At 51.3% G+C, this 23751-nt stretch carries 17 protein-coding genes; 4 read left to right on the forward strand and 13 right to left on the reverse strand.

From position 1 onward, the window contains the following. Nucleotides 1-79: 79 nt before the first annotated feature. On the forward strand, nt 80-1594 hold the full coding sequence (gene istA, locus ACZ89R_RS13915; protein WP_429545484.1) for an IS21 family transposase: 1515 nt from the start codon (nt 80-82) through the stop codon (nt 1592-1594). A 20-nt stretch (nt 1595-1614) separates the two neighbouring features. Next, the gene (gene istB / locus ACZ89R_RS13920) at nt 1615-2364 is read left to right on the forward strand and encodes an IS21-like element ISPsy14 family helper ATPase IstB (protein ID WP_429545483.1); all 750 of its coding nucleotides are present in this window, start codon (nt 1615-1617) and stop codon (nt 2362-2364) included. A gap of 596 nt (nt 2365-2960) precedes the next feature. Here istB and ACZ89R_RS13925 read toward each other — a convergent pair. Genes ACZ89R_RS13925 through ACZ89R_RS13935 form a run of 3 tightly spaced genes read right to left on the reverse strand, consistent with a single transcriptional unit; the run spans nt 2961 to nt 9939 of the window. Further along, nucleotides 2961-6227, reverse strand: coding sequence for a type I restriction endonuclease subunit R (locus tag ACZ89R_RS13925; RefSeq protein WP_429545482.1), 3267 nt, complete (start codon nt 6225-6227; stop codon nt 2961-2963). After that, nucleotides 6224-7606: a restriction endonuclease subunit S gene (locus ACZ89R_RS13930; protein WP_429545481.1), complete on the reverse strand. Its 1383-nt coding sequence runs from the start codon at nt 7604-7606 to the stop codon at nt 6224-6226. Before ACZ89R_RS13930 ends, ACZ89R_RS13925 begins: the two co-directional genes overlap by 4 nt. Continuing rightward, entirely contained in the window at nt 7606-9939 is a 2334-nt protein-coding gene (locus tag ACZ89R_RS13935; RefSeq protein WP_476241470.1) for a type I restriction-modification system subunit M, read from the reverse strand. Before ACZ89R_RS13935 ends, ACZ89R_RS13930 begins: the two co-directional genes overlap by 1 nt. Before the next feature lie 428 nt (nt 9940-10367). Here ACZ89R_RS13935 and ACZ89R_RS13940 point away from each other — a divergent pair, with 428 nt between their 5' ends. Further along, the gene (locus ACZ89R_RS13940; RefSeq protein ID WP_429545480.1) at nt 10368-10841 is read left to right on the forward strand and encodes a hypothetical protein; all 474 of its coding nucleotides are present in this window, start codon (nt 10368-10370) and stop codon (nt 10839-10841) included. Between the two features lie 312 nt (nt 10842-11153). On the opposite strand, the gene ACZ89R_RS13945 is transcribed toward ACZ89R_RS13940, so the two are convergent. The 5 genes from ACZ89R_RS13945 to ACZ89R_RS13965 all read right to left on the reverse strand — a co-directional run bounded on the left by ACZ89R_RS13945 (nt 11154) and on the right by ACZ89R_RS13965 (nt 14326). After that, the gene (locus ACZ89R_RS13945) at nt 11154-11483 is read right to left on the reverse strand and encodes a hypothetical protein (RefSeq protein ID WP_429545479.1); all 330 of its coding nucleotides are present in this window, start codon (nt 11481-11483) and stop codon (nt 11154-11156) included. 361 nt (nt 11484-11844) lie between these two features. Beyond that, complete coding sequence (locus tag ACZ89R_RS13950; protein WP_429545478.1) at nt 11845-12054, reverse strand: hypothetical protein; 210 nt, start codon at nt 12052-12054, stop codon at nt 11845-11847. 53 nt (nt 12055-12107) lie between these two features. Then, nucleotides 12108-12851, reverse strand: a complete 744-nt coding sequence (locus ACZ89R_RS13955) for a hypothetical protein (protein WP_429545477.1) — start codon at nt 12849-12851, stop codon at nt 12108-12110. 380 nt (nt 12852-13231) lie between these two features. Beyond that, the gene (locus ACZ89R_RS13960; RefSeq protein ID WP_429545476.1) at nt 13232-13693 is read right to left on the reverse strand and encodes a hypothetical protein; all 462 of its coding nucleotides are present in this window, start codon (nt 13691-13693) and stop codon (nt 13232-13234) included. An 84-nt stretch (nt 13694-13777) separates the two neighbouring features. Beyond that, a complete protein-coding gene (locus ACZ89R_RS13965; protein WP_429545475.1) occupies nt 13778-14326 on the reverse strand; it encodes a hypothetical protein in 549 nt (182 codons plus the stop codon). Between the two features lie 158 nt (nt 14327-14484). Here ACZ89R_RS13965 and ACZ89R_RS13970 point away from each other — a divergent pair, with 158 nt between their 5' ends. Next, on the forward strand, nt 14485-14808 hold the full coding sequence (locus ACZ89R_RS13970) for a bacteriocin immunity protein (protein WP_429545474.1): 324 nt from the start codon (nt 14485-14487) through the stop codon (nt 14806-14808). Nucleotides 14809-15122: 314 nt separating this feature from the next. Here the strand turns inward: ACZ89R_RS13970 and hrpB are convergent, their stop codons facing one another. The 5 genes from hrpB to ACZ89R_RS13995 form a co-directional block, all read right to left on the reverse strand. Continuing rightward, nucleotides 15123-17645 carry an ATP-dependent helicase HrpB gene (hrpB, locus tag ACZ89R_RS13975; RefSeq protein WP_429545473.1) on the reverse strand — a complete coding sequence of 841 codons (2523 nt, stop codon included), beginning with the start codon at nt 17643-17645 and terminating at the stop codon, nt 15123-15125. A gap of 206 nt (nt 17646-17851) precedes the next feature. After that, nucleotides 17852-18283 (reverse strand): hypothetical protein, encoded by a 432-nt coding sequence (locus tag ACZ89R_RS13980; protein WP_429545472.1) that lies wholly within the window; start codon nt 18281-18283, stop codon nt 17852-17854. A gap of 3 nt (nt 18284-18286) precedes the next feature. After that, on the reverse strand, nt 18287-20335 hold the full coding sequence (locus ACZ89R_RS13985) for a site-specific integrase (protein ID WP_429545471.1): 2049 nt from the start codon (nt 20333-20335) through the stop codon (nt 18287-18289). Continuing rightward, nucleotides 20335-22230, reverse strand: a complete 1896-nt coding sequence (locus tag ACZ89R_RS13990; protein WP_429545470.1) for a hypothetical protein — start codon at nt 22228-22230, stop codon at nt 20335-20337. The genes ACZ89R_RS13985 and ACZ89R_RS13990 overlap by 1 nt, the downstream gene beginning before the upstream one ends. Then, the gene (locus ACZ89R_RS13995) at nt 22223-23710 is read right to left on the reverse strand and encodes a site-specific integrase (protein ID WP_429545469.1); all 1488 of its coding nucleotides are present in this window, start codon (nt 23708-23710) and stop codon (nt 22223-22225) included. Before ACZ89R_RS13995 ends, ACZ89R_RS13990 begins: the two co-directional genes overlap by 8 nt. Nucleotides 23711-23751: the final 41 nt, after the last annotated feature.

Raw genomic sequence — 23751 nt, forward strand, 5'->3', positions numbered from 1 at the left:
GCAGGCAGCAACGCAGGATTAATTCACTACCATCGACCTCTTTTATCGAAGCAGAGAGGTCGTCGTGGAGCGGTTATCCATGCGTAAGATTCGAGAAGTGCTACGTCTCAAATTCGAGGTCGGCCTATCTGCCCGCCAGGTCGCTATCAGCTTGCAAGTAGGTCGAGCTAGCGTCGGTGAGTACCTCAATCGCTTTGCTGCCAGCGGCCTGACCTGGCCCTCTGCGCTGACTGACGCCGAGTTGCAACGGCATCTTTTTCCGCCGCCGCCCGCTGTCCCCAGTGATCAACGTCCGGTACCAGACTGGGCTCATGTCCACGCCGAGTTGCGCCGCCCCGGCGTAACGCTGGCTTTGCTTTGGCAGGAATATCGACTCGCTCACCCGCAAGGCTTCCAGTACAGCTGGTTCTGCGAGCACTACCGCCTCTGGGCCGCCAAGGTCGACGTGGTCATGCGCCAGGAACATCGAGCTGGCGAGAAGCTGTTCGTCGATTACGCCGGACAGACCGCGCCGGTCATCGACCGGCGAACCGGAGAGATCCGTCAGGCCCAGATCTTCGTCGCCGTGCTGGGGGCATCGAGCTACACCTTTGCCGAAGCCACCTGGTCGCAGAAACTGCCCGACTGGCTGGGCTCACACGTCCGATGTTTTGCCTTTCTCGGCGGTACGTCGCAGATCCTGGTGCCCGATAATCTGCGCAGCGGCGTCACCAAAGCGCACCGTTACGAGCCGGATATCAACCCCAGCTACCGCGACTTGGCCGAGCATTACGGCATCGCCGTATTACCTGCTCGCTCACGAAAACCCAAGGACAAAGCCAAGGTAGAAGTCGGCGTGCAAGTGGTCGAGCGCTGGATATTGGCGGTCTTGCGCAACCGCCAGTTCTTCTCGCTGGGCGAACTCAACACGGCGATCGGCGTGCTGCTGGAGCGGCTCAACAACAAGCCCTTCAAAAAGCTGCCCGGCTCACGCCGATCAGCCTTCGAAAGCATCGACCAACCGGCACTGCAAGCGCTGCCGGAACGCCCATACATCTACGCGGAATGGAAAAAAGTGCGAGTCCATATCGACTACCACGTCGAGGTCGATGGCCACTTTTACTCGGTACCGTACCAGTTGGTGAAGCACCAACTCGAAGTGCGGCTGACCGAGAAGACCGTCGAGTGCTTCCACGCCAACCAGCGCGTGGCCAGCCATCTGCGCTCGCAGCACAAAGGTCGCCACACCACCCAAACCGAGCACATGCCCAAGAGCCACCGAGAACATGCAGAGTGGACGCCGCAACGGTTGATCCGCTGGGCGGAGCAAACTGGGCCCAACACTGCTGGCGTCATCGCCTACATCCTCGAACGCCGAATCCACCCGCAGCAGGGCTTCCGCGCCTGCCTGGGCATCCTGCGCCTGAGCAAACAGCACGGCGAAGAGCGGCTGGAAGCCGCTTGTCAGCGTGCGCTGGCACTGGGCGCGTGCAGTTACAAAAGCCTCGAATCGATCCTGCGCCAAGGGCTGGAACGGCTGCCGCTGGCCCAGCAAAACCTGCCGCTGTTGCCCGACGAACACATCAACCTGCGCGGCCCCGGCTACTACCACTGACCTGAAAAAGGAGCTTCGAAATGCTACCGAATCCGACCTTGGACAAGCTGCAAACCCTTCGCCTGCACGGCATGATCAAGGCGCTTGGCGAACAACATGCGACACCGGACATCAACGATCTCAGCTTCGATGAACGCCTGGGCTTGATGGTCGACCGGGAGCTAACCGAGCGTGAAAATGCGCGCCTGAGCACTCGTCTCAAAGCCGCCCGACTGCGCCACAACGCTTGCCTGGAAGACATCGATTACCGCAGCCCGCGTGGCCTGGACAAGTCCATGATCCTGCAACTGGGCAGCGGCCAGTGGCTGCGCGATGGCTTGAACCTGATCATCGGCGGCCCGACCGGTGTAGGCAAAACCTGGCTCGCCTGCGCGCTGGCCCACAAGGCCTGCCGGGACGGCTACAGCGTGCGCTACTTGCGTCTGCCGCGCCTGATGGAGGAACTGGGCCTGGCCCACGGAGACGGTCGCTTCGCCAAATTAATGGCCGGCTATGCCAAGACCGACCTGCTGATCTTGGACGACTGGGGCCTAGCGCCGTTTACCGCTGCACAAAGGCGCGACATGCTTGAACTGCTGGACGACCGTTACGGCAACCGCTCGACGCTGGTGACAAGCCAGATGCCGGTGGACAAATGGCACGCGCTGATCGGCGATCCGACCTTGGGCGATGCGATCCTCGACAGGCTGGTGCACAACGCTTATCGGATCGAACTGAAGGGTGAATCGATGCGCAGGCGCGCAACGAAATTGACGGCGGCAGGGGCTTAAGACTAACAATGCAAACCTGCGTCGCTGCGCTCCGACTGCCTGGCCGGATGAGCGTGGAACAGGTGGCCGGATGTTGGTGGGCTGGGTGGCCGGATGGCATGGAATGCGCAAGCTAGGCAGGGCCGTTACGTCTTTACGCCACCTGTGCTGCAGTAGGCAGCAGTGAGCGTGATGAAGTTATGATTCTGATGGTTTGAACTGCGAGGGCCGGAGATGACCACGAAACGGGAGCTACTTCGCCTTGCGTCCCAATGGTGTCACTTGACGATGCAAGACATTCGTTGCATTTTATTCTGGATGGATGTACAGTTGTTTTGCTGTGTTAATGTTTCCGCTCCTGATTAGCTGCTTACACGATAGAGCGTCAGCGAAGATCGTAGCCCGGTTGAATTTAGAAGCCCCTTGACTGGGGCTTTTTTGTGTCTTGCAGATTTGTATACCTAGAGTCGCCTGACTCACGGCAATGACTCGAACCAGGTGGCAACTCAGTCGACTCCTTGAACCACGCATAAGGCATTCCTTTAGGAACCACGCAAAAAGGTTTGAAGATCGGCGTATACACCCGTCAAAGGCCATTTTACGATTTTTTCATCCAGTCATTGCGACGACAAGTTAAGCAAATCAAAAACCACCTTCGCAAATTTGCTGGCTTTAGCCGGATCAGATAGCAGCTGCATCATTTGATTCTGGTGAGCATCGCCACTATCCATAATTGCGTCGTCTACCGCGCTGGCGAAGTTACCCAGCAATGCTTGCTCAGGAGTATTGTTGGCCAGTTGCTGCATGACCAGTTGGTTTTCACTGACCTTGTCGCGGATGGTGTAGGCATAATTCACCATGTCTTTCTCAGTCAGATGATCAGTCACAAACAGCTCGTTGAGCCGTTCTAATATCTGCGAAAGCAGCTCTTCCTTGATGTCCTTTGCCGTTCCTGAACCAAGCCCCTCACCTGGCACCAGTTTATAGTCGGGCGAGTCTTCTATTAGCTTCAGGTCTTGCTGGCGTATTTTCGAAACGCGGTAATGGCTGAGCACGATACTGTTGAGGTCAATGTCATCCTCATCCACAGCGGTTTCGCGCAGCATAGGGCTTAGGTTCCGCGCATACAGACTGAGCTTTTCAAGCTGTTTGTCATCGTAATCGACGATCTGCGACATGAACTCATAGAAGCGCACGAAGGTGCCAAGATCCTTTTTGAAGATATCGAGGGCGTCCTTGGCCTGCTTGCATTCCTTCAGGTCGTTTTCGGCGTTGGCAATCAACACCGCATCTTGGGTCTTTTTAATCCGTTCAAATATTTCTTTCGAGTGCGCGTAGGCCTCAACCGCCTGCTTGTAGCTTTTCGTCCAGCGCTCGACCGCTGGCTTGCAAATATTGGCAATCGCCGCATTGCTTTTGTTTTTTACGAAAAAGGCCGCGCAGAACTGCTCAACCTCACTCGACTTATAAATTCCCGCCGCGTTGAGCTTTTCAAACAGATCGAAGATCAAGTCTGGATTTGAAACATCCGCCAGCTCCGCTGTCTGAAAATACGGCTGGAATGAGTCGAGGATTTCCTGCGGCTCGTTGAAGAAATCCAGGATAAAGGTGCCGACTTCCGCCTTGCCCGGATAAGTACGATTCAAGCGCGACAGGGTCTGCACGCACTCTACGCCGCCGAGCTTTTTGTCCACGTACATAGCGCAGAGCTTGGGCTGGTCAAAGCCGGTCTGAAATTTGTTGGCAACAATCATCACCTGATAATCATCGCTATCAAAGGCTTTGCGCATGTCGCGGCCTTTGAGGTTTGGGTTCATGTTGCTTTCGGTGTATTTGGTGCCGAGTAGCGCGACAGCGTTCGGGTCTCTCTCGGTAAATTCCACCTCACCCGAGAACGCCACCATGGCATGGATTTTTTGATAGCCCTTGTCGACGAGGTATTTGTCAAAACACAGCTTGTAGCGCACAGCTTCTTTGCGCGAGCTGGTGACTACCATGGCTTTGGCTTGCCCACCCAGCAGGCCCATGACGTTGCTGCGGAAGTGCTCAACGATCACCTGCACCTTTTGAGCGATGTTGTACTCGTGCAGGCGCACCCACTGGTTGAGCTTGACCTTGGCTTTTTTGCTCTCAACTTCCTGATCGGCCTTATCGATTTTTTGCGCCAGGTTGTAGGCCACTTTGTAGTTGGTGTAGTTCTTCAGCACATCCAGAATAAAACCCTCTTCAATGGCCTGTCGCATGCTGTACACATGGTAGGCCTCGGGCTTATTGGTTTTAGAGGGTTGCTCTTCCGGATTGGGCAAACGGCCAAACAGCTCCAGGGTCTTGGTTTTCGGCGTGGCGGTGAAGGCAAAATAACTCAGGTTTTTTGACGCCCGGCGTGACGCCACGGCGGCATCGAGAATGTCGTCAGAGCTGAGTTCGTCCTCACCATCTGCCTTGGCCTCAATCATCAATACTTCTTTCAGCTGGCGTGCTGTAGAACCGGTTTGCGAGGAGTGGGCTTCGTCGGCAATGATCGCGTAGCTGCGTTCTTTCAGGCTGACGCTATTCTCGATGGCGCGCAGCACGTAGGGGAAGGTCTGGATGGTGACAATAATAATCGGCTGTGAGTTCTCAAGCGCGGCTGCCAGCTTCTCTGATTTCGAGCCGTCGCCTTCCTGATTATTGATACGGCCAACCGCACCATCGACATGTTCAAACTGGTTGATGGTGTCTTGCAGCTGATCATCCAGCACGGTGCGATCCGTCACCACAACCACGGAGTTGAATTGCTTGCAGCCCTGGTCGTCATAAAGCGCCGAAAGCTGATGCGCTATCCAGGCAATCGAGTTCGACTTACCGGAACCGGCGCTGTGCTGAATCAGGTACTTATGGCCCGGGCCTTCGGTGCGAGCGGCATTGACCAGTTTATTCACAACGTCCCACTGATGGTAACGCGGAAAAATCAGACTTTCTTTTTTGTATTTGCGGCCTTCCCAATCTTCTTTCTCTTCAATTTGCAGATGCACAAAATGCCCGAGAATCGACAGCAGATTGCTGGGTAGCAACACCTCGTTCCACAGGTAATCGGTGGCGTACTGGTTAATGTCTGCCGGTACATCGTTACCGGCACCGCCGACCGTGGTGCCTTTGTTGAATGGCAGGAAGAAGGTCTCCGCGCCTTCCAGCCGCGTGGCCATATAAACCTCGTACTGGCTCACGGCAAAATGCACCAGAGCACCGCGCTTGAAGGTCAGCAGAGGCTCAGGCTTTTTGGTGATTGGGTCGGTGGCAAAACGCGTGGTTTTATATTGCTTAATGGCTTTCTTTACGGCCTGTTTGAATTCGGACTTCAGCTCCAGCGTGGCCACCGGCAAGCCATTTACAAACAACACCAAATCAATGCGCCAGGCTTGAGCCTTGCTTCCGGTTTGTTCGAGATGGGCTTTGTTCGCCCAAGGTGAGTAAATCAACTCGGGGACTACACGGCAGCGATTCTTGGCAAAACGGGCCAAGGTGTCGGGATTTAGATCGTGCTCAGGCTTGAACTGGCACAGGCTGAAACGGGTGCCACGGTGACGTAGTTCGTGGCGCAACACGCCCAGTGTGCCGAAGGTGCGCATGTCTTTGCTGGCGGCATTGGGGTCAGTCTTATTCAGTTGGGTGGCGACACGTTCAAGAAAGTGGTGCTCTGGGTTGCTTGGGTAGAGCGCGCAAAATTTTTGCCACTGTTCATCCTGGGTTTCTTTGACAAAACCCAGCAGGTCTTCCGGGTACAAGGCCAGTTCACGGTTGTAGTTTTCCGTTTGGCCTAGCAGCCAACCCTTGGCAATGAGACGCTTGAGCATATCATTTTGAAAGGTTCGTTCGTTCGCCTTACCGCCACCCAATGCACTCATGCGGCTACTTCCCTGTTGGTTTGACTAAGTTTTTTCGCGCCCCAATCTCTTACATCGATCTTGCCGGTAACGGCGGCGGAGATCAGGGCGGTGCGACGTTCCTTTGATAGATTAATAGCTGATTCAGCATTCTCTATAAGCTTCGAGAAGGCTAGTGACTTCTTGTCAAGAAAGTTAGCTATCTGTCTTTGCTCGTCTAAAGCAGGTAATGGTACAGGAAGTTTTTTTAGCAAGTCTTGGCTTAAGGACGCCCTGGTTACTAGATTCATTTCTTTAGTAAAAAACCCCCTTAAAAGAATGCTTCTAAAGTAGTATTTGGAAAAGCCAGGGTCTAATGTCCGGTTTTTTGGTCTGAACCTAATAAGAAATCCCGCAAAGGAAGCGTCACTTATTGTTGAGAGGCAAACAGATGAAAGCCCTATCTCATCTATAGTTTCAGATGTCCTTGTAAATATTACATCGCCAGCAATTACGGAATATGCTTTCCTATCGTTCTCGCTTGACTGGACTAATCCGCTTACATGTTCTGGCAAGACCCCATTCCTGTACACATCACCGTAGCTTACGAATGGATAGCCAGAACCAAAATACTCAGCACCGATGTTTATCCCGTTCTGACAAAAACCAAGATAGCGTAAGCTCTTAACCTCCCAATGCTCCGGCACCTCTCCCAGCCACTCAATACCCGAGTTGCACATTTTGGCGTCGGTGTTCAATCCTTTGGTAACGGCATGACTAATCACTGCTTGATGCTTTTCTTTTAGTAGTTGTATGATCAGTTTCTGTTTTTCGATAAGGGTATCGATTTTGGCGGTTTCGCAGTCTAGGAACCTGATAATTTCGCCTTGCTCATTGAGGCTAGGCACTGGAAATATCGTATTTGCTAAATATTCCTGTTCAATACTTTCAACCGTGGCACCTTGCTTTCTCCATTCAAGCAATAATGCCTTCTGGTTGCCAACTATAAGATACATTGCGTATTTGACATTAAGCTTGCCATTGAATCGAAGCGCCTTCATGTCTTGATTTAAAGTGACAGGAACATCATTTATCGCTACAGGTATTGAATGCTGGAGAATCCCTGATCGAACAACTACTAATAAAGCGCCTTTGCTTAATAAGTTGGTCGACGATTCCTTTATCGCTTTTTCGGTAACGTTATCGATAGTTGATAGGATTCTGGGCGTCTTCATATCTTTTGGCGAAACCCAAGGGATGTTGCCATTCCAGTATTCGGGATTGTCTTTGCTTGGTGTACCCCCGCCACTAACGCGAGACAAGTATTTAAGCGGTATTAGATCCCAGTCCTTGGGTACGTCACCTAGCCAAGGATTCTCAGAGTTTTTATATTCTGGGTAAGCTTTATATTTCCCTGCCATTATGAATGCACCTCTTGCAGCAGCTTCATAATTTCGGCTGACACAGCATCCAGATCAGCATCAATCTCGAGCAATTCCCTTGGCCGTTGATACTGGTAGAAATACCGGTTAAAAGCTATTTCATAGCCTACTATGCCAACTTGCTGATCCTGGGCGTCCTTCTTGCTGGCATCAATCCAGGCATCGGGCACATGCGGCTGCACTTCTTTAAGGAAGTAAGCTTCATTAATGGCATCAACGCTTTGACTTGGATCCAGCGCTACGTTTTCGTTGTCACGCAGGTCGTTATCGGTGTGATATTCCAGTACCTCACCGTTGACGGCAAACAATCCGTAGAGGGGATTTTCTTTGGTCTTATGCACCTTTTTGATGACCTTTGCCGCTTCTAGGTTTTTCCAGCTCACGGCATCGATGATTTGTTTTTTGTCTTTGGCGTCTAGGACAATACCCTGTTGCTTGCAGACCGCTTTGACGGCCTCGTCAAAGGTGTTGAAGTCGTCATGCTGGACGGTGCCAATGCTGGCCTGCAGACTTCGTGCCTTGAGTAGCAGCCGCTTCTGATCCATCCATGTTGTTCTGTTGAGTAGATCCTTGATGTGCTTCTCTTTGAGATCGGGGAAGTGCAGCTTGCAGTAACGTCGAACAGCGTCTTCATTGGTGCTTAGGTCACCGTAACGCTTGCAGTTGTCGCCGTCGCTCCAGCTTTCACCCTCTACTGCACTAAACTCTTGATAGACCCAACGCATGGCGCTATTGAGGGCACCAGGGGCGAAGCGACAGGTAGCCACTCGCTCGTCACTGAATTGATAAGACAGACGCAACGGTCGCTCAATGCTGATGCGGCGATACCCGAACTCATGGTTATTGAAAATTTTGCAGGCGAAGGTCTTGGTAGCCTCAACTTTCGGGTTGGCAGCCTGGCGGCCTCGACTGCTTTTTTGTGCGGCTTGTTTGTCCAGCTCGTAGGCGTCGACTGCGGCAAAGCTACCGAAGGCGCGGATCACCTTGGCGATATCGCTCTCGTCCATTTCATTGCGCTTGGAGCCGAGGGATTTACGCATTTTTCCGCAAAGGTTCACGCCATTGATCAACTGTACTTTGCCCTTACGTTCCTGGGCTTTCTTATTCGACAGCACCCAGACATAGGTCGAAATGCCGGTGTTGTAGAACAAGTCGGAGGGCAGCGCGACGATGGCTTCGAGCAAATCGGCTTCGAGAATGAAGCGGCGGATTTCCGATTCGCCTGAGCCGGCGCCACCGGTAAACAACGGCGAGCCATTAAGGATGATGCCAATCCTCCCACCCCCCTGAGAACCGTCGCGTAGCTTGCTGAGCAGGTGCATTAGGAACAACAAGGAGCCATCGCTGACCCGTGGCAGACCTGCGCCAAAGCGGCCACTGAAACCTTTTTGTGTGTGCTCTTCACTGATCTCTTGCTCGATTTTTTTCCAATCCACGCCAAAGGGCGGGTTGGAGAGCATGTAATCAAATTTAGTGGCGTAAAGCTGGTCGTTCGAGAGGGTGTTGCCTAGCTTGATGTTGCTGACGTCCTGCCCCTTGATCAGCATGTCCGCTTTGCAGATGGCGTAGCTCTCGGGGTTGAGTTCCTGGCCATAGGCGCGCATCAACGCATGTGGGTTGAGCTCATGTACGTATTCCATGCCTGAAGATAGAAAACCTCCAGTACCCGCTGTTGGGTCGTAAATGGTTCGGATGACGCCGGGCTTGGTCAGCGCATCATCGTCTTCCATAAACACCAGGGAGGTGGTGAGGCGCACTATGTCGCGGGGGGTAAAGTGCTCCCCAGCGGTGTCATTCGAGCTTTCCGCAAATCGGCGAATCAACTCTTCAAACACCAGGCCCATGTCGTGGTTGGAAACAGCCGCAGGACTTAAGTCCGTCTTCCGTACTTTCTGCACAACCTTGTAGAGCAGGTTGGCGTCGTTCAGCTGACCGAGAAATTCGGTAAATTTGAAGTGTTCGAAAATCTCCCGTGCATCTTTGGAAAAGCCCTGCAGGTAGGACTCCAGGTTTGCCTTGATGCCGGATTCACCGAGCTTGGACAAATCCATTTTCGAGGTATTGAAAAACGACAGTCCACCGCTGGCACGCAGGAGCAGTTTTTCCTGGGCTTCTTCGGAGATATTGAGTTGCTGGACGCGTGCATGCTCCACCAGCACCGCCGCCTTGCTTGCCTCCAACACGCACTCGAGGCGACGCAACAAGGTGAATGGCAGAATGATACGACCGTACTGGCTTTGCCTAAAGTCACCACGTAGTAAATCGGCTAAAGACCAGATGTAGGCGGCGAGGTTGTTGGAGGCTTGCGACATTATTTGAATATTCCCTGCAGTGCTTTGCGGTTGCTGAAGCGGTGCGAAGCACGATTATGAAAAAACTGGGCGGCATTATGCTGCAACGACCGCACGTGGTTATGCCTCAAATTGGATATTTTCACTCGATGGATTTGCGCGGGGAATGTTCCACCCTGGGACGGAGTGAGACCTAAATCGTGAAGTTTGCTTAGCAGCATCATCAGTTTGATCGGCGCGCCGTGGTTTCACAAAACCTCTGACAATTGGTCGCGAAGGCGTCAAGTGCAGAGCTTGGCGTTTTCTGGTGAGCAATTTCGGCCAGCTTCCATTCCATCGGTTTACGGCTCATCGCACTCCAGCGTTCACTACGGCTATGCTTTTGAGGTCAGCTGGGGAGTTAGTTGATCCTTTTCACAAGGCTAGCCGTTTGTCTGGTGGAGGTCGTTATGACCCGTACAATCCAGCAAAAATCTAAAACACGGCGAGGCCGGCCCCGGCTCGAAACGCAACGTACCCTCTATCAAATTAAGCTGTCCGGGTGGGATTTAACGTGGTCGTTCAGCCTAGCCCTGGCCAATCATTCGAGGGCTAACGAAGGTCATTATCATGAACATATGATCCTGACGCTGAAAGGGGAAGTGCTCTACCCCGAGGGTTTCAAATACCCAGAGGTCGAGTGCCAGCTCTACGCAGATCCTCGATTGATGCAGGACATAGCCCCCCCAAAAGGAATAGGGTCTATGGCAGCAAGTGGGACTCGGTTGGTTGCGTATATAGCAGTGCCGCGCGAGCGGATGGATACCTTGACCGGTGTGGCCGACCGACTTCTTTCCCTAGAGTTAAACGCTACCCCACTGCATTACCGCCGTGCGCTGGTTATGTCGATTCATTTGGGTACAGAGCCAGAGCCTGATTGGTGATCCCATTACTGGCTTAACTGGATGCCCTCTAGATGGGGGCAAGCTTTCGCGATCTATCCCCAATGTTGGTCGATTGACCCCAATGGGTAGACGAGAAGCCCGCTAACACCAGAGGACTGTCATCCTGCACGGCGGTAAAACTGAGGGTGTGAGCGAGCGGCGGAAGTTAGCAGTTGCCATATAGCACGGCAGCACCGTTGCTATAGCGATAGTCGTCGGCAACGCCGGGGCTATGGGGCGGAGCATGTGGTTTGAAATGGCCATTTACTATGAGTTGTTACCGGTAAAGAGGACGGCGCCCATTTGAGCCTTTTAGCCTTTCGCTTGCATACGCCCTTTATCATTCTCTACGCCATGCTTACCTTTGGGGATTGAGACCATTCGCCCGTCTTTCCCTTGAAAGTCCGTGCCCTCCTGCCGGAATAGCGGCCATGCGACCATCTCTTCCTTGAAGGCCGTGGCCGCCTTTGGGGATCGCAACCATTCTCCCATCACGACCTTGCAGACCATGGCCGCCTGACTTGATCGCAACCATTCGACCATCTCGTCCTTGAAGACCGTGACCACCTTTAGGAATGGCAACCATTCTACCGTCCCGGCCCTGTAAACCATGGCCTCCAACCGGGATCGTAACTTCGACACCATCTCTTCCCTTGAGCTTCATTATTTTCCTTAGATAAGCCTACGTGAGTTTTGATGATGCCATGACGGGTATGCGTGGAACAGCGCAAACCGAGATGGCCTAGAAATGGATTGTCATACATCGATCTACAATTCCAAATCACCGTTGTCCAAATTGCGAGTGTGAGCGACTGTGCCGGCCACGTGTTCTCTTGATGAAAGAAAAATGGTCAAGGAATGCGCTTTGTGTAGGTCATCTGGCACTGGGAATAGCACCTGTATTTGAAAAGCACCCGGCGTGATGGGCGTAATGACGACATTGCACTCAACGCTTTTCGCGATCGGGCCGTGCCCAACAGGCTTCTTTGATTTATGGAGTGAGTTACTCCGGTGTCATCATTACAGCGAGCGTCATGTTGATGAATTCTTCATTTTTTCTGATCGTGTCCAACGCGCCGCGCACATTGCCTCCAACCTCACTCGACTCCCGCTGCTCAACCCATAGCGTCAGTTCCATGATGGCAGCCTCAAGGGCGAGCTGATTTTCGTTGATCTTGAAAAGCAGGGAGGGGAGCAGGTCTGAATTTGGCATCGCGTTTCTCCGTGAGGGGTGACAGCGTGGCAGTGAAAAAATATGGATAGTCTTTAGCCTAGGTAGACACCATTTGGCAGCCTCATTTTCTTTTCTCTTTCTATTCGCGCAGCCTTCTCTTCGTTGGACTCAGGTAGGTAGAGTTTGTCGCTAGTTTCAGGTGCCAGCGACATGGCGAACATTGCTAATAGGAATGCAGTGAATGTGAACAAAGCCGCCAAGATGAAAGCATTGACCCAGAAGCCGGTGATGGCTCCCGGCAACGTGGCTGCCGTTTGGGTGAGCGACAACACCTGGGAGGTTCCTAGATTCATAAAGTTGATGGCGAACATCAGCACCAGCCCAAAGGCAATGTTCATGTTGGTATCGTGATCCCTTCTCTGTGCCTCCTGCTTGTCCAGCAACTCAATGATTAGCTTGTCTCTATGAATGAGGGCTTCTCGGCGCGCCGTGGACGTATCACGAAAGTCATGGTTGATCTCCTTGCCTTTGGTTCCCCGCATCAATTTGATCGCTGTGGTAAATGCGATTAATACCTTTCGCAAAGCAGGAAAAAACAATGTCATTAGAAACGCAAAAATCCCCAGGAAAACTAATGCTCCTCCTGCGCTGACCTCGGGAGCGTCCAATTTGCTGAACGACTGCAGCAGGTTTTTTTGGTGAAAAATCATCAGACAAGAATCTAGTGCAAGCAGGAAGGAGATCAGCAGTATGAAGTGCCGAAATTCAACTGCTTTATCGACGAAGGTGGTGCTGGTTGTGAGGGCTTTGCTAATGCTGGTGCTGGAGTCGGTCATGATCGTCCTAGGTTAAAATGTTAATTACACGGTGAAAAAGTGCGCGTCAATATTGAAAGGTAACCCTCACCTAGCACGTCCTAATACTCTCCATTGTTGGACATTCATTCGTCCTAAGTACCCCTACCGCAAATGAGCCTGCGCTAATCAGGTATACCTTTACCAGCAGCTCTCTTGGTCTCTTGTATGATGTTCTCGGCGTTCATTGCAGAGTCTAGTTCCGGTAGAGGGTAGCCAGCCTCAGCATGGGCTTTGGCGCGCTCCTCAATCAGCAGGCTCTCCGGATCACGAACCTTTTGGTAAACCCGGCCAGCTACGTACCATTCTCGAGACATCATTGCTTTCCTTTGGTTGGGACAGTGGCGAGCATGGCCATCCAATCACGAACGATTGCACTCCGGATAGCGCCCCCACGTGCACACATACTCCCAGAGCAGCTTACGCTCAAGATGCTTGATGTAGGCTGTTGTGTAGGGATCGCCCATATCCACCGGGCAAGCGGATACCCAGAGGTGCTCAATAGGAGTGGTTTCCAACAGCGTCAGCCGAAAGGTGTTGCCGCCTGAGTGTCCTGGTCGTTCACTAAACGCGGACGTATTGAACTGGCGGAGTCGGTCTGCGAGTGTCTGGCCCGTCGTTTCACCGACATAGATAATGAAATCATTGTTTATACGATGGTTGTCCGGCTTGCGCCTGCTTCGAGCGATGAAGTAGACACCTGGAAAATTCTTCCCAGGCAACTCACTTCGCATTGACCATGGTTGCCACTCACAAAAACCTACCTCGCCCTGCATAGCGCTTGACCCACCTTTGACTTTCCTTTGAATGAGCCAATAAATCATCTTTTGGCTCTGTGTCCTAACAACCAAACGTAACCGTCTTCTCGGTGACGGTTGCGACCGTCAAGCATTGACGCTCAGTGAATTTCACAAGTTAGCATCGTAAGCATCCATGGCCTCCCTTGGTGTATCGAACCACTCAAATTCGCCAGACGTGATGGAGCTAGCGACTCGATGGTTGACCTTGGCGACGAGGCCTTCGAAGAGGTTATCCAGAGGCTCCGAAAAGAGGTCGGCAGTAGCGACGGCATATTGCTTTGTTGTCAAAGATTCGAGACATACGTAGCGCGCGGATGCGCCTGAGCTCAGGCGGCGCCAGGTCACGACTTCGACAAAGTCATCCACTCTCGACGCGCATTGCGCCGGGTGACCCTGATGGGCGATCAGAGGAGCGGTGGATTGGTGCGCGTGCGTTGTACTGTTCGGCGATGGCTGGACAAGGTGTTTTAGCTCTTTGCGACCAGTCACAACCTGCTCGCGAAGCTCCTCGGGATCCATGGACAATCCACCCCGATCACTGACTGAATAATTCTTGAGCTTGTTGAACGCATCGATGGCCAGGCGGTCTTGTTTCTGCTCCCAAGCCGACCTTTTGTCTTCGAAGAGCCAGGCCCAGAACTGTATGAATAATCCCATGTTTCTTTCACCCTGCCTTGATCCATGAGGAGCATCTTCAGTGAGGCAGGGGGAAATGTCCTGCCTTTTTTGATAGGCACGGACACCGCATGGCTAGATCCAACAGTTCATGCCCAGCATGTTGCAGCAAAACACCACATCGACACTCATAGAAACGGATGACACAAGATAATGAAGACAGCATCATTGATTTTACCAAAGATGAATTCATCGGTTTCATGAATGAAATACTGGTCGCCAATAAGGCATCCACTGGTGATGTTCTAGTCGTCCTATTCGACAGGTTCTGTGAGATTACCGGCCATCCGGACGGCACAGACCTAATTTACTACCCTGACGACGGCTCAAACGGATCACCAGGAGAGGTTGCCCGAGGAGTAGTAAAGGGAGAGGCGTGCAGCTCAAGGTTGGACGGGACTCAAGGGCTACTGACCAAGGCCGGCATTTGCCAGAACCTAGCTTGGTTCGAACAAACAGACTAATCCCAGTCAACGTGAATTTCACCGTCAGAAAATAAGTTGGCCCGCCCACACCTACGGACTGTCATCCTGCATGCGTGAATGCTGTAGGGGTGGGAGAGCGGCAAGTATTGTATAACACTCATACTCGAGCAGGCGCGGGAGCGCACGCGCATCTATCCCTCATTAAGCCAGTGTTGGGCGGAAAAAACGTGGAGGGCGGCGTCGGTGAGGCGCCTGAAGAACTGGCTCTGCCCCGGAAGATGAATTTAGGGTGATTCGGAGCTTTTCTGGGCCTACATCCTAGCCTCTGAGTTAGGCTGGGGTCAGTTCCATACTCAGGACTTTCTGGGCTTGGCTCTGGCCGTCGCCTCTGCCACCAATGGGTTATCAGGCCAGTGATGCTTGGGGTATCTCCCCTTGAGATCCTTCTTCACTTCCGCGTAGGTGCTACGCCAGAAACTGGCGAGATCCTGGGTGACCTGTACAGGCCTTCGAGCCGGCGACAAAAGATGCAGCGTGAGCAGCTGTTTACCTTGAGCAATCCGAGGTGTTTCAGACAGGCCGAACAGCTCCTGCAACCGCACAGCGAGAATTGGCGGGTGCTGCGAATAGTCGATACGGATGTTCGAACCCGAAGGCACCTGTATCGCCTGCGGCGCCTGGGCCTCCAACTCTTGTGGAAGCGGCCAAGGAAGCAGATTCCTGACTATCGACGACAGATCCAACTGGCTGAAGTGGCTGAGCCTAGTGACCTTACCTAGGTAGGGTGTGAGCCATTCCTCAAGCGTTTCCAACAGATTGGTATCGCTGAGATCCGGCCATTTGCTGCCGGCCTGCCCATTCTGGAGTTCCAGCTGACGCAGCAGCTCGACCCGCGCTTGCCACTGTCGCAACTCGGGAGTCCAGGGCAAGAGTTCGATACCCTTTCGCCTTACGAGGTTGACCAGCGCGAGCGAACGGGCTTGCTCGTCCAAGCTTGGCAAAGGAGTCGTAGAAAAAACCAGCTGACCTACCTTCAGTTGCCGCTCAGCACGCAGCAGCCCTTCCCTTTCGTCCCAATCGACCTCATCGACTGACTTCACAAGGTCGGCTAACTCGTCATCAAACAGCGCCGGATCAAGGTCACTCGCTAGGTAGATCCGCTCCTCACGCTGACCTAGCCGGCTCCCCAGATCGGCCACCACTAGCCACTCGTTTTTGGTGAGGTTGTCAGGCTCAGAGAAAACCGCAGCGCGCCCATTAGAAAGGCGGTACTCAGAGGCGCTTGCACGCCTTTGCTGACCGATTCGATCAGGGTATGCGAAGGCCAGGAGGCACCCTACCCAGCGTGGGTGATCTGGATCTGTAACGGGGTCAGAAGCCTTTGCCCGCAAAAGGGATCGATACTGGCGAGCGGATTGTTTCACCTTCTGCAGGGAGCCCCCGCTACGACGTGAATGCTGTTCACCCGACAAGGCGCTCAGCCTCGTATGGAGGTCAGCACCTGCCCCGCGCAAAATATCCTTTTCACCCAGTAGTGCTGCGATATTGCAAGCTAGATCATCCAGGCCGAGCGAGCTCCCTTTAATCAGCAAGTGAGCAATACGCGGGTGGGCCGGCAGCTCACTCATGGCCGCACCATGTGGTGTGAGTTGTCCGGCATCATCAAGCGCGCCTAGGCGTTTCAGCAGATCTCTGGCTTGAGCGAAAGGTGCCGAGGGAGGTTGATCAAGCCACGTCATTTCATCTGGCTTCATCCCCCAGCGTGCAAGCTGCAGCGCGAGAGCTGCTAAGTCCGCCTGCAGGATTTCAGGAGTGCTGTAACTAGCCAGTTGCTCGTGTTGCGACTCTGACCACAGGCGATAACAAACACCCGGTTCGAGTCGGCCAGCACGCCCCATTCGTTGAGTGGCACTGGCTTTCGAGATGCGCTGGGTGTCGAGCCTGGTCATACCACTTCTAGGATCGAATTTCGGCACCCGCTCAAGACCACTGTCCACAACCACTCTGACACCCTCGATGGTTAAGCTAGTCTCTGCAATGTTCGTCGCCAGTACGATTTTCCGCGTTCCAGGGGCCGCAGGCTCTATCGCTGAGCGCTGTGCATTGAGATCAAGATCGCCATACAAAGGGCACACTACGAGGTCTGGGCGGCTGCTCAGCTGTTCTTTGAGGGACTCGGCCACCCGGCGAATCTCTGCTTGGCCAGGAAGGAAAACCAGGATGCTCCCCGATTGCTCATTGAGGGCGGTCAAGCAGGTATCTGTGATCCTCGTATCGACTGGCTGGCCGGGTTGGTATGGGCTCCCCCAAATCGAGGAGACGGGATACATCCGACCTTCACTGGTGACCACTGGGGCGTCGTTGAGGACTTTCGAAAGCCGCGCACCTTCGAGCGTTGCAGACATGAGCAGCAGCTTCAGAGGCGACTCATCGCGCAACAGCTCACGGCCACTCAGGCAGAGGGCTAGTGCGAGATCAGAGTCCAGGTTCCTGAGGTGGTATTCATCGAAGATGACCACTCCCACACCTTCCAGTGCTGGGTCGTGTTGGAGACGGCGAGCCAGGATACCCTCGGTGACTACCTCGATCTGGGTGCGTGGCCCAATCTTGCTTTCAAGACGAATGCGGTAGCCGACAGTTTCACCAACCTTCTCTCCCAATTCACTCGCCAAACGTTCGGCAGCGGCCCGAGCAGCCAGCCGCCGAGGCTCGAGCATCAAGATCTTCTGATCACCAAGCCAGGGCTCATTCAGCAGCGCTAGAGGCACTCGAGTGGTCTTGCCCGCACCAGGTGGCGCTTCAAGGATCACTTCATTGCGGTTGGCCAAGGCGTCTCGTAGGCCTGGCAATATGAGGTCAATAGGTAGAGAAATCATCGAGGCTCCCAAATCAGGGGAGCAGTATACCCGGTGGATCTCAATTAGCGGTTCGGCCTTGATGCTAATAAAACGGGAGAATTATAAGCGAATGCCAGGCGGCGCCTGACGTATAAGTGCGGCACGAGATAACGAAGCATGGGGAAGATACAAACTGGCCGTTTACACATCGTTGCCTCTGCAAAAAAGAGGCGCACGGCACTTCATCATTCACGCTGCTTTCGTATTTGACTGACATTCAGCTTAGCAACGTTATTAAGGCTCTTCAGTTGTTCTTCAAGGTAACGCACCCGCTCTACTAGCTGAACGTTCTGCGTCATGACTTGATAAAGCTGGACTTTCACAACTTCGAGTTCGCCATGAGCCTTTGCCGCTTTATCGTTAGCTCGCTTTATCTGCAACGCTTTAGAAGAACTTACTGTACCGAAGCTGTTGCGATACGCTTCAATCTCTGCAATTAACGGCTTATGATTATTGCGGTCTTTTTTCAGATAGCCACGATCAAAGCCCGCCTCGAAACTCACAATACCTGCAGTAATTTTAGTAGGATCCAGTCCCACATGGGCTGCAACTCTAGGCTGACCGAGCTTGAGTCTCTCGAAAGCCTCCCTGCAAGCATCTAATCCAGTGCCGGTCATACGTTACACCTCAACAACGGGAATGAATTTCTGGTGGAATTTTTTCAAGCTTGCCAACTCGGCCTCAACAACCTGGTACTCGCCTGAGCCAGGCTCATATCGAGAAAGATCCTCCTCACTGCCATCGATGGCCTCTTCAAGCTTATCTCGCTCAATGATGCCATCTGCACACGACAAACACGATGTTATATCCCCCAAAAGATAGGAATCGCACTTTCCTGTGTAAGTACAGGCACCCAACAAAGTAACCTTAAAAGAAATCTTACCATCCGATGCTTGTTTTTCCGTTTCCTTCCTCAGCGTAGCAATATGAATACCACCCTCATCCATCCTTTTCCGCTGATTGGAAATGTAGCTTCCAGCCCCCCCAAAAAGTTGCGCACCGTCTCCGAAAGCGTGAGCAAGAAGATCATATGCAATGTTTAAAGGCATGCCGGTTTGATATTCGAAAAGCACATGATGCTTAGGCAGCACAAAGTCACCTACCTCCTCATCGTAATATCCAAAAATAGTTTTGAGCTTTGAGAAGTTATTCGCATAATAGCGCGTCATTTGAACAGACAGATGCTTGAACTGCTTTCGAAGACTCGGGAGAGAAATGAAACCGCTGTTACTCCCATAAAAGGCTAGCGACCTGCGAAACTGATGACTTGTAAATGACCATGGCGAACCAATACTGAAACCTGCCGCATTCAAAAAGTCTCGGCTAGGGTCAGTAGCCTGCAACTCCTGAAAGTCAGATTCTGTGATGAATAGCCGATTCAAAAGAAACTTCGGCTTCGACACGTCGTTCCAAGTCGGCACGCCTACTTTCGTTTCACGCCGATTAATAATGGCTGGATTAAGGAAAAGAGGCATATCCTCTGGGCGAACTCCGAATAAATTGGAGATCGCTCGACAAAGGGAGCGAGCAATTTCAACTGCACGTACAACCTCATCTGTAGCCAGCCAAGACGAGGACTTGCGATATCCAGTGAACTTAGTCGTACTCGAAAGCACCTTCACGATTTTCGGCTTATCTCGACTAATTCCATCCTCATCAAGAGTAGCGGCGACCACCTCCTCGACATCGATACAGTTGTAGGGCAGAAGCATTACTTCCTGGTCACGCATACCCGTGTAGATATGAATAACCGTCTTAAGAATCCATTGCATTTTTAAAATAGCCGAGGACAATACACCTCGACCAACGCAATGCAAATCTCCGGAAAAAACCTTATCAAGCTTATGTAGCCGCAAAGCCTGATTAAATTCCAGCTCAATTACATCCGGCCCTCCGGAAATAGTTTTCTGATGGTCTTCTGTATAACCGTAATATGGACTTATGAAGCAATCCAGGAAACGCTCAATAGCTTTCCTCTTCGGATAAATCAAATCCATCCAATCGCCAACAGAGTTAATTACTTCAAGGTATATCCTTGTTGGAATTACAGGATGCTGATGAGGAACGTCTGACGCAGCGCCAAAGTCAATGTTAAAGACCCCATGCAGCTTGTAGCCTAGACGGTCTTCGCCAATGGCGACCATATGCGAAATAAGGGACTTAGTGAGCTTTCGCTGAGTAACCCCTATATTCTCCCTAGCCATCCATTTACTATAGGCATTAAGATAGGCTGGATTAGAAAATAACTGCTGGAGACTGATGACACCTACAAGCGGGTTGGCTTTTTGATCATAGCAATAGCGCGCAGCTGTTCGTAAAGTCAAAAAGTATTGACCAAGCATACCCGCGCTCATCCTTCCTAGATGTCCGGTTTGAACATAGAAAAACAAGCAAAACAGGAGATATCTCACCTCCCTGACAAGACCATCCTGGCCAGCCTCGTACTGTTTGAAAATACTATCAAATCCAATCATGGCGATGCGATTGGCCTTGAGCCTTATCGGATTCAGATCCCACTTAACGCCGCCGTAACATGCCGTAATTTCACCATCGACATCCCGACAAATGACAAAATCAGCCGCGGGCCTCCATGTTGGATCGACAGGAATCGAACCTGCTGCGTCGAAAGGCTGAAGTTCATCACCGACACCTTTAAAGAAGTCAACCATCAGATATAAATTCCCATCTTTTCATAACGCTGCAGCCGCCTTTCCCAAAAAGGCGTGAGTATTCCCAGATTGAAAACTCTTTTTCGCATAGAGCCAACTAGACTTGCCATTTCTGGGGAACGCTTACAAATAGCTTCCAGAATGAAATCAATGCGAATAACTACATCCTTGAAAACTTCTTCCGAAAACTCAAAATTGGGAGCATTGGCCCTCACGCCTTCAATTACGTACAGAAAGCTCAGGAGCTTATGAACATCCAACTCATCAGAATGAACAACATAGTGAACACAGAACAAGCAACCATACTGGGTTTTACAATCTGGCTCAATCGCAACTACCGGAATATCCTTCTCGGGGCTATTAATTGAATCACAGTGCCCTACCGCAATGGAAATACCTGGAACGTTTTCTGAATTTTTAATCCGCTCAGCGGCTTTTTTAATGGCCGCCCAGTATTTTCCGAACTCCGCCTTTGAATTAGCGTCTGTAGTTCCGGCATAAGACTGAACATTAGTTCGCGCACTATGATTCATAACCACACCCACCAAAAGCGGCGAGTGCTTTAACTGATGAAGCGTAAGACTTTTAAACTTACGAACCAACACGGGCGGGATATTTTTTGTGCCCTTCGGCACGAAAACCCCTTCGATACGCTTAAAAAAGTTAGACGAGAAGTTCTCCTCTAATGGCCTAGGCTCTTTTGGAACATACTGCCATCCGAGCAACTTAAAAAAAAGCAACTCACTCTTACGACGGTTTAGAAACCATTCCCTAAACCTGAGATACTCCCTCAAAATTTGCATACCAGGCCCACGTCCAACCGTATAGGCGACATTCAAGCCTTTAGCTCTTAGCTTTACTGCCGACAGCTCGTTTTTCAACGGCGATTTCACAAGCTCTACCGCATCATCATGTAGAAACTGAATCAACTCACTTGAGTTAGCACCAACCACGCAGTTCAACAAACATGCATAAGCTCTCATAGCCATGGTTGCGATTCGCAACCTGAACGGATGGTATAGATCAGCATTAACCTCGGCTATCAGGTTTTCCGCACGTTCCAAAGTCTTTCTAAGGTCACTCAAGGAAATCTTAGGAAAGGCACCCTTCAACTCCTCAAGAGTAAAGATACGCCCTTCTTCATAGTTATACGCTTGGTACTCATGCTTCCCCTTAGTGTAAGGAGTAATATGCTTTCCATTGCCAGGAAAAAGATGAGCATGATATTCACTCGCTTGAAATTTAAACGGAAAGGGTGCACCGTCAAGCAAAAACCTTGAGAACTGAAGAGCAATGTTCAAGGTGATCTCAAGGTAATTTTTGACATCCTCATCTTCAGGAGGCTCCAGCCCATCGCGCCTCGTCTTGATAGGAGGAACACTAGAAATAATATTTTCACTGCTTTCTGGAAACTGGAGCTGGAGGGCGCGTCTTAGTATTCCTTGGCGAAGCTGTGCTGTAAGTGGCGCCATACCGTTGGGTTTAAGAATTTCCTGGAAAAGGAAGTTCGAGTATTCTACATAAGCTGCTCGAGCGGCAACAGGATTGCAGAACACCTCGGAATGGCCATTTTCATCACACCAGTTGACAGCACGATCAAGAAACTTGATATCTGTCTCAATCGACTTATGGGATGAGTTCGAAACGTAATGATTTTCCAAAAACGTCAAAATCAACTTACGTCGACTCGGAACCACTGATCTTACATCAACCAAATATTTGTTAGGCTTACTCGTCTTTGCGCGAACAGAATATGCGTAAATCCCGACATCCAGCGGACTTACTCTATGATCAAGCTTGAGGGCCATCAGTTCCGGATGAAGAATCTCTCGTTGATCGGCAATATCAGGAAGTCGAACAACATTAACTTTACGCACCTGTGAAGCATCAAGCATTATCATCAACCAAAATCAGATCGCTACAGGAGGACATTTTGAATAGCGCCCCCTCATAATCTTCCTGGGCACGAAGCTTGTCAGGCGTCATTTTGAAGAGCTTTAAGTAGTTCTCAGTGGTCTCGCGACGCTCATGATGCATGCGTGACTGAATGATGGAGATATCCTCTCCAGGCAACAGATTCCCGTCCTTCAAGCGAGGAATCAAGTGCTGATACAGTTGATAAGCAAACGTTGCGCGAAGCCAGTGATAGGTAAAATCGCGGGGAAAACTGGACGATACGGATCGCATTATTTTCTTCTTAAGAGTATCGGCTACTGCACCTAGCGGCCTAGTCTTAATGAATGGAAAACGTGGGTCATTCGAAGCCATGTAATAGCAGTTAGCCTGCTCCGACAAAAACACGTACATGTCTTCGTCCGGAATACTTTTAAGCTGAGGAAAATCTGTTGCATAGTTTAACTGGAAGCGTTTCCTACGGTTTTTTGCGTATGCGCTTCTGACATATGTCAGCAAATCTTCGGCCAGTTGTTCAGGCACATGCAGGGTCTGAGGCTTGTTGCCTTTAGTATCAATCCCCGTCCCAGGCCCAGCCTTCAACAGGTATGTACCCTCAGGGGTAAGCAAGCCCTGCATCAACGCCTCAACATGTTTTACACGAAGCGTCAGAACAGTCTGTTTTCGTGACCCGGCCATCAAGGCTAGCAGGACAATTAGACGTTCTTGCGCATCCCATCCATCCGAATCGATGAGAGATATTAAATCTGAAAGTTCCGAATTCGTTAATGGCCTGAGGCATTCACCCTCGTCATCCACAAACCCAATCGGCACCACTTTACCGTTGTTGGTTTTCTGAGTTTGACTTCTTTTCTCTACAGTGATCTGCCGGGTGATCCCATACTTATTTTCAACGGCAATCTTTATCTCGCGAACCGAATCAACCCTGGTGATATCAATAGGGTGCCAGTGCATTGAGACAAATTTATAGAACTGATAAACCACACCAGTATACTGATTGGCTACCTCAGGCCCACGCCCAGGGAGCTCGAACAAATGCAGATGATACTTATAAGTCGGCCTATGAACTATACGTCGCCCAGAGAAGTCCAACCAATGAATATTATTATTCTCAGTGAACATCAAATAGTCGAGTAACCGACTAGCCTTTCGTCTTGCTTCGTCAGCTGGACGACTGTTTGCATGTTTGTTCTTTACAACGCTGAGAAGAAATGAATTTGCTTCTTTCCAAGGCTCACCACTGCGATGAAATAGAAAAGGCATGTTGAAAATGGCTCTATCCGCAGCATCGCCAAATGCCTCATTTACCTGAAAGCCGGGGATCTGGCTATCAACACCAAGAATGTTTACGGGGATTGAACCGTCAGGTTCATCGCCAAAATGAAGATCAGCAAAAGCATCGCTTACTTGGGGAATGAGAACTAAACGCCCTTCATGATCTTTGTTTTCGAAAGCAGCCACTGAACACCCAATTCGCTAGAGCGTCAATGATAAACGTTGGG

This window comes from Pseudomonas sp. TE3728 (assembly GCF_056279145.1).

Bases quoted from the DNA above. Each gene is read 5' to 3' on its own strand.
- hrpB (WP_429545473.1), bottom strand. From the start codon at position 17,645: ATGATTTCTCTACCTATTGACCTCATATTGCCAGGCCTACGAGACGCC.
- ACZ89R_RS13970 (WP_429545474.1), top strand. From the start codon at position 14,485: ATGACACAAGATAATGAAGACAGCATCATTGATTTTACCAAAGATGAA.
- ACZ89R_RS13925 (WP_429545482.1), bottom strand. From the start codon at position 6,227: ATGAGTGCATTGGGTGGCGGTAAGGCGAACGAACGAACCTTTCAAAAT.
- ACZ89R_RS13930 (WP_429545481.1), bottom strand. From the start codon at position 7,606: ATGGCAGGGAAATATAAAGCTTACCCAGAATATAAAAACTCTGAGAAT.
- istA (WP_429545484.1), top strand. From the start codon at position 80: ATGCGTAAGATTCGAGAAGTGCTACGTCTCAAATTCGAGGTCGGCCTA.
- ACZ89R_RS13990 (WP_429545470.1), bottom strand. From the start codon at position 22,230: ATGCTTGATGCTTCACAGGTGCGTAAAGTTAATGTTGTTCGACTTCCT.
- ACZ89R_RS13935 (WP_476241470.1), bottom strand. From the start codon at position 9,939: ATGTCGCAAGCCTCCAACAACCTCGCCGCCTACATCTGGTCTTTAGCC.
- ACZ89R_RS13960 (WP_429545476.1), bottom strand. From the start codon at position 13,693: ATGATTTATTGGCTCATTCAAAGGAAAGTCAAAGGTGGGTCAAGCGCT.
- ACZ89R_RS13950 (WP_429545478.1), bottom strand. From the start codon at position 12,054: ATGCCAAATTCAGACCTGCTCCCCTCCCTGCTTTTCAAGATCAACGAA.
- ACZ89R_RS13985 (WP_429545471.1), bottom strand. From the start codon at position 20,335: ATGGTTGACTTCTTTAAAGGTGTCGGTGATGAACTTCAGCCTTTCGAC.
- ACZ89R_RS13940 (WP_429545480.1), top strand. From the start codon at position 10,368: ATGACCCGTACAATCCAGCAAAAATCTAAAACACGGCGAGGCCGGCCC.
- ACZ89R_RS13955 (WP_429545477.1), bottom strand. From the start codon at position 12,851: ATGACCGACTCCAGCACCAGCATTAGCAAAGCCCTCACAACCAGCACC.
- ACZ89R_RS13980 (WP_429545472.1), bottom strand. From the start codon at position 18,283: ATGACCGGCACTGGATTAGATGCTTGCAGGGAGGCTTTCGAGAGACTC.
- ACZ89R_RS13965 (WP_429545475.1), bottom strand. From the start codon at position 14,326: ATGGGATTATTCATACAGTTCTGGGCCTGGCTCTTCGAAGACAAAAGG.
- istB (WP_429545483.1), top strand. From the start codon at position 1,615: ATGCTACCGAATCCGACCTTGGACAAGCTGCAAACCCTTCGCCTGCAC.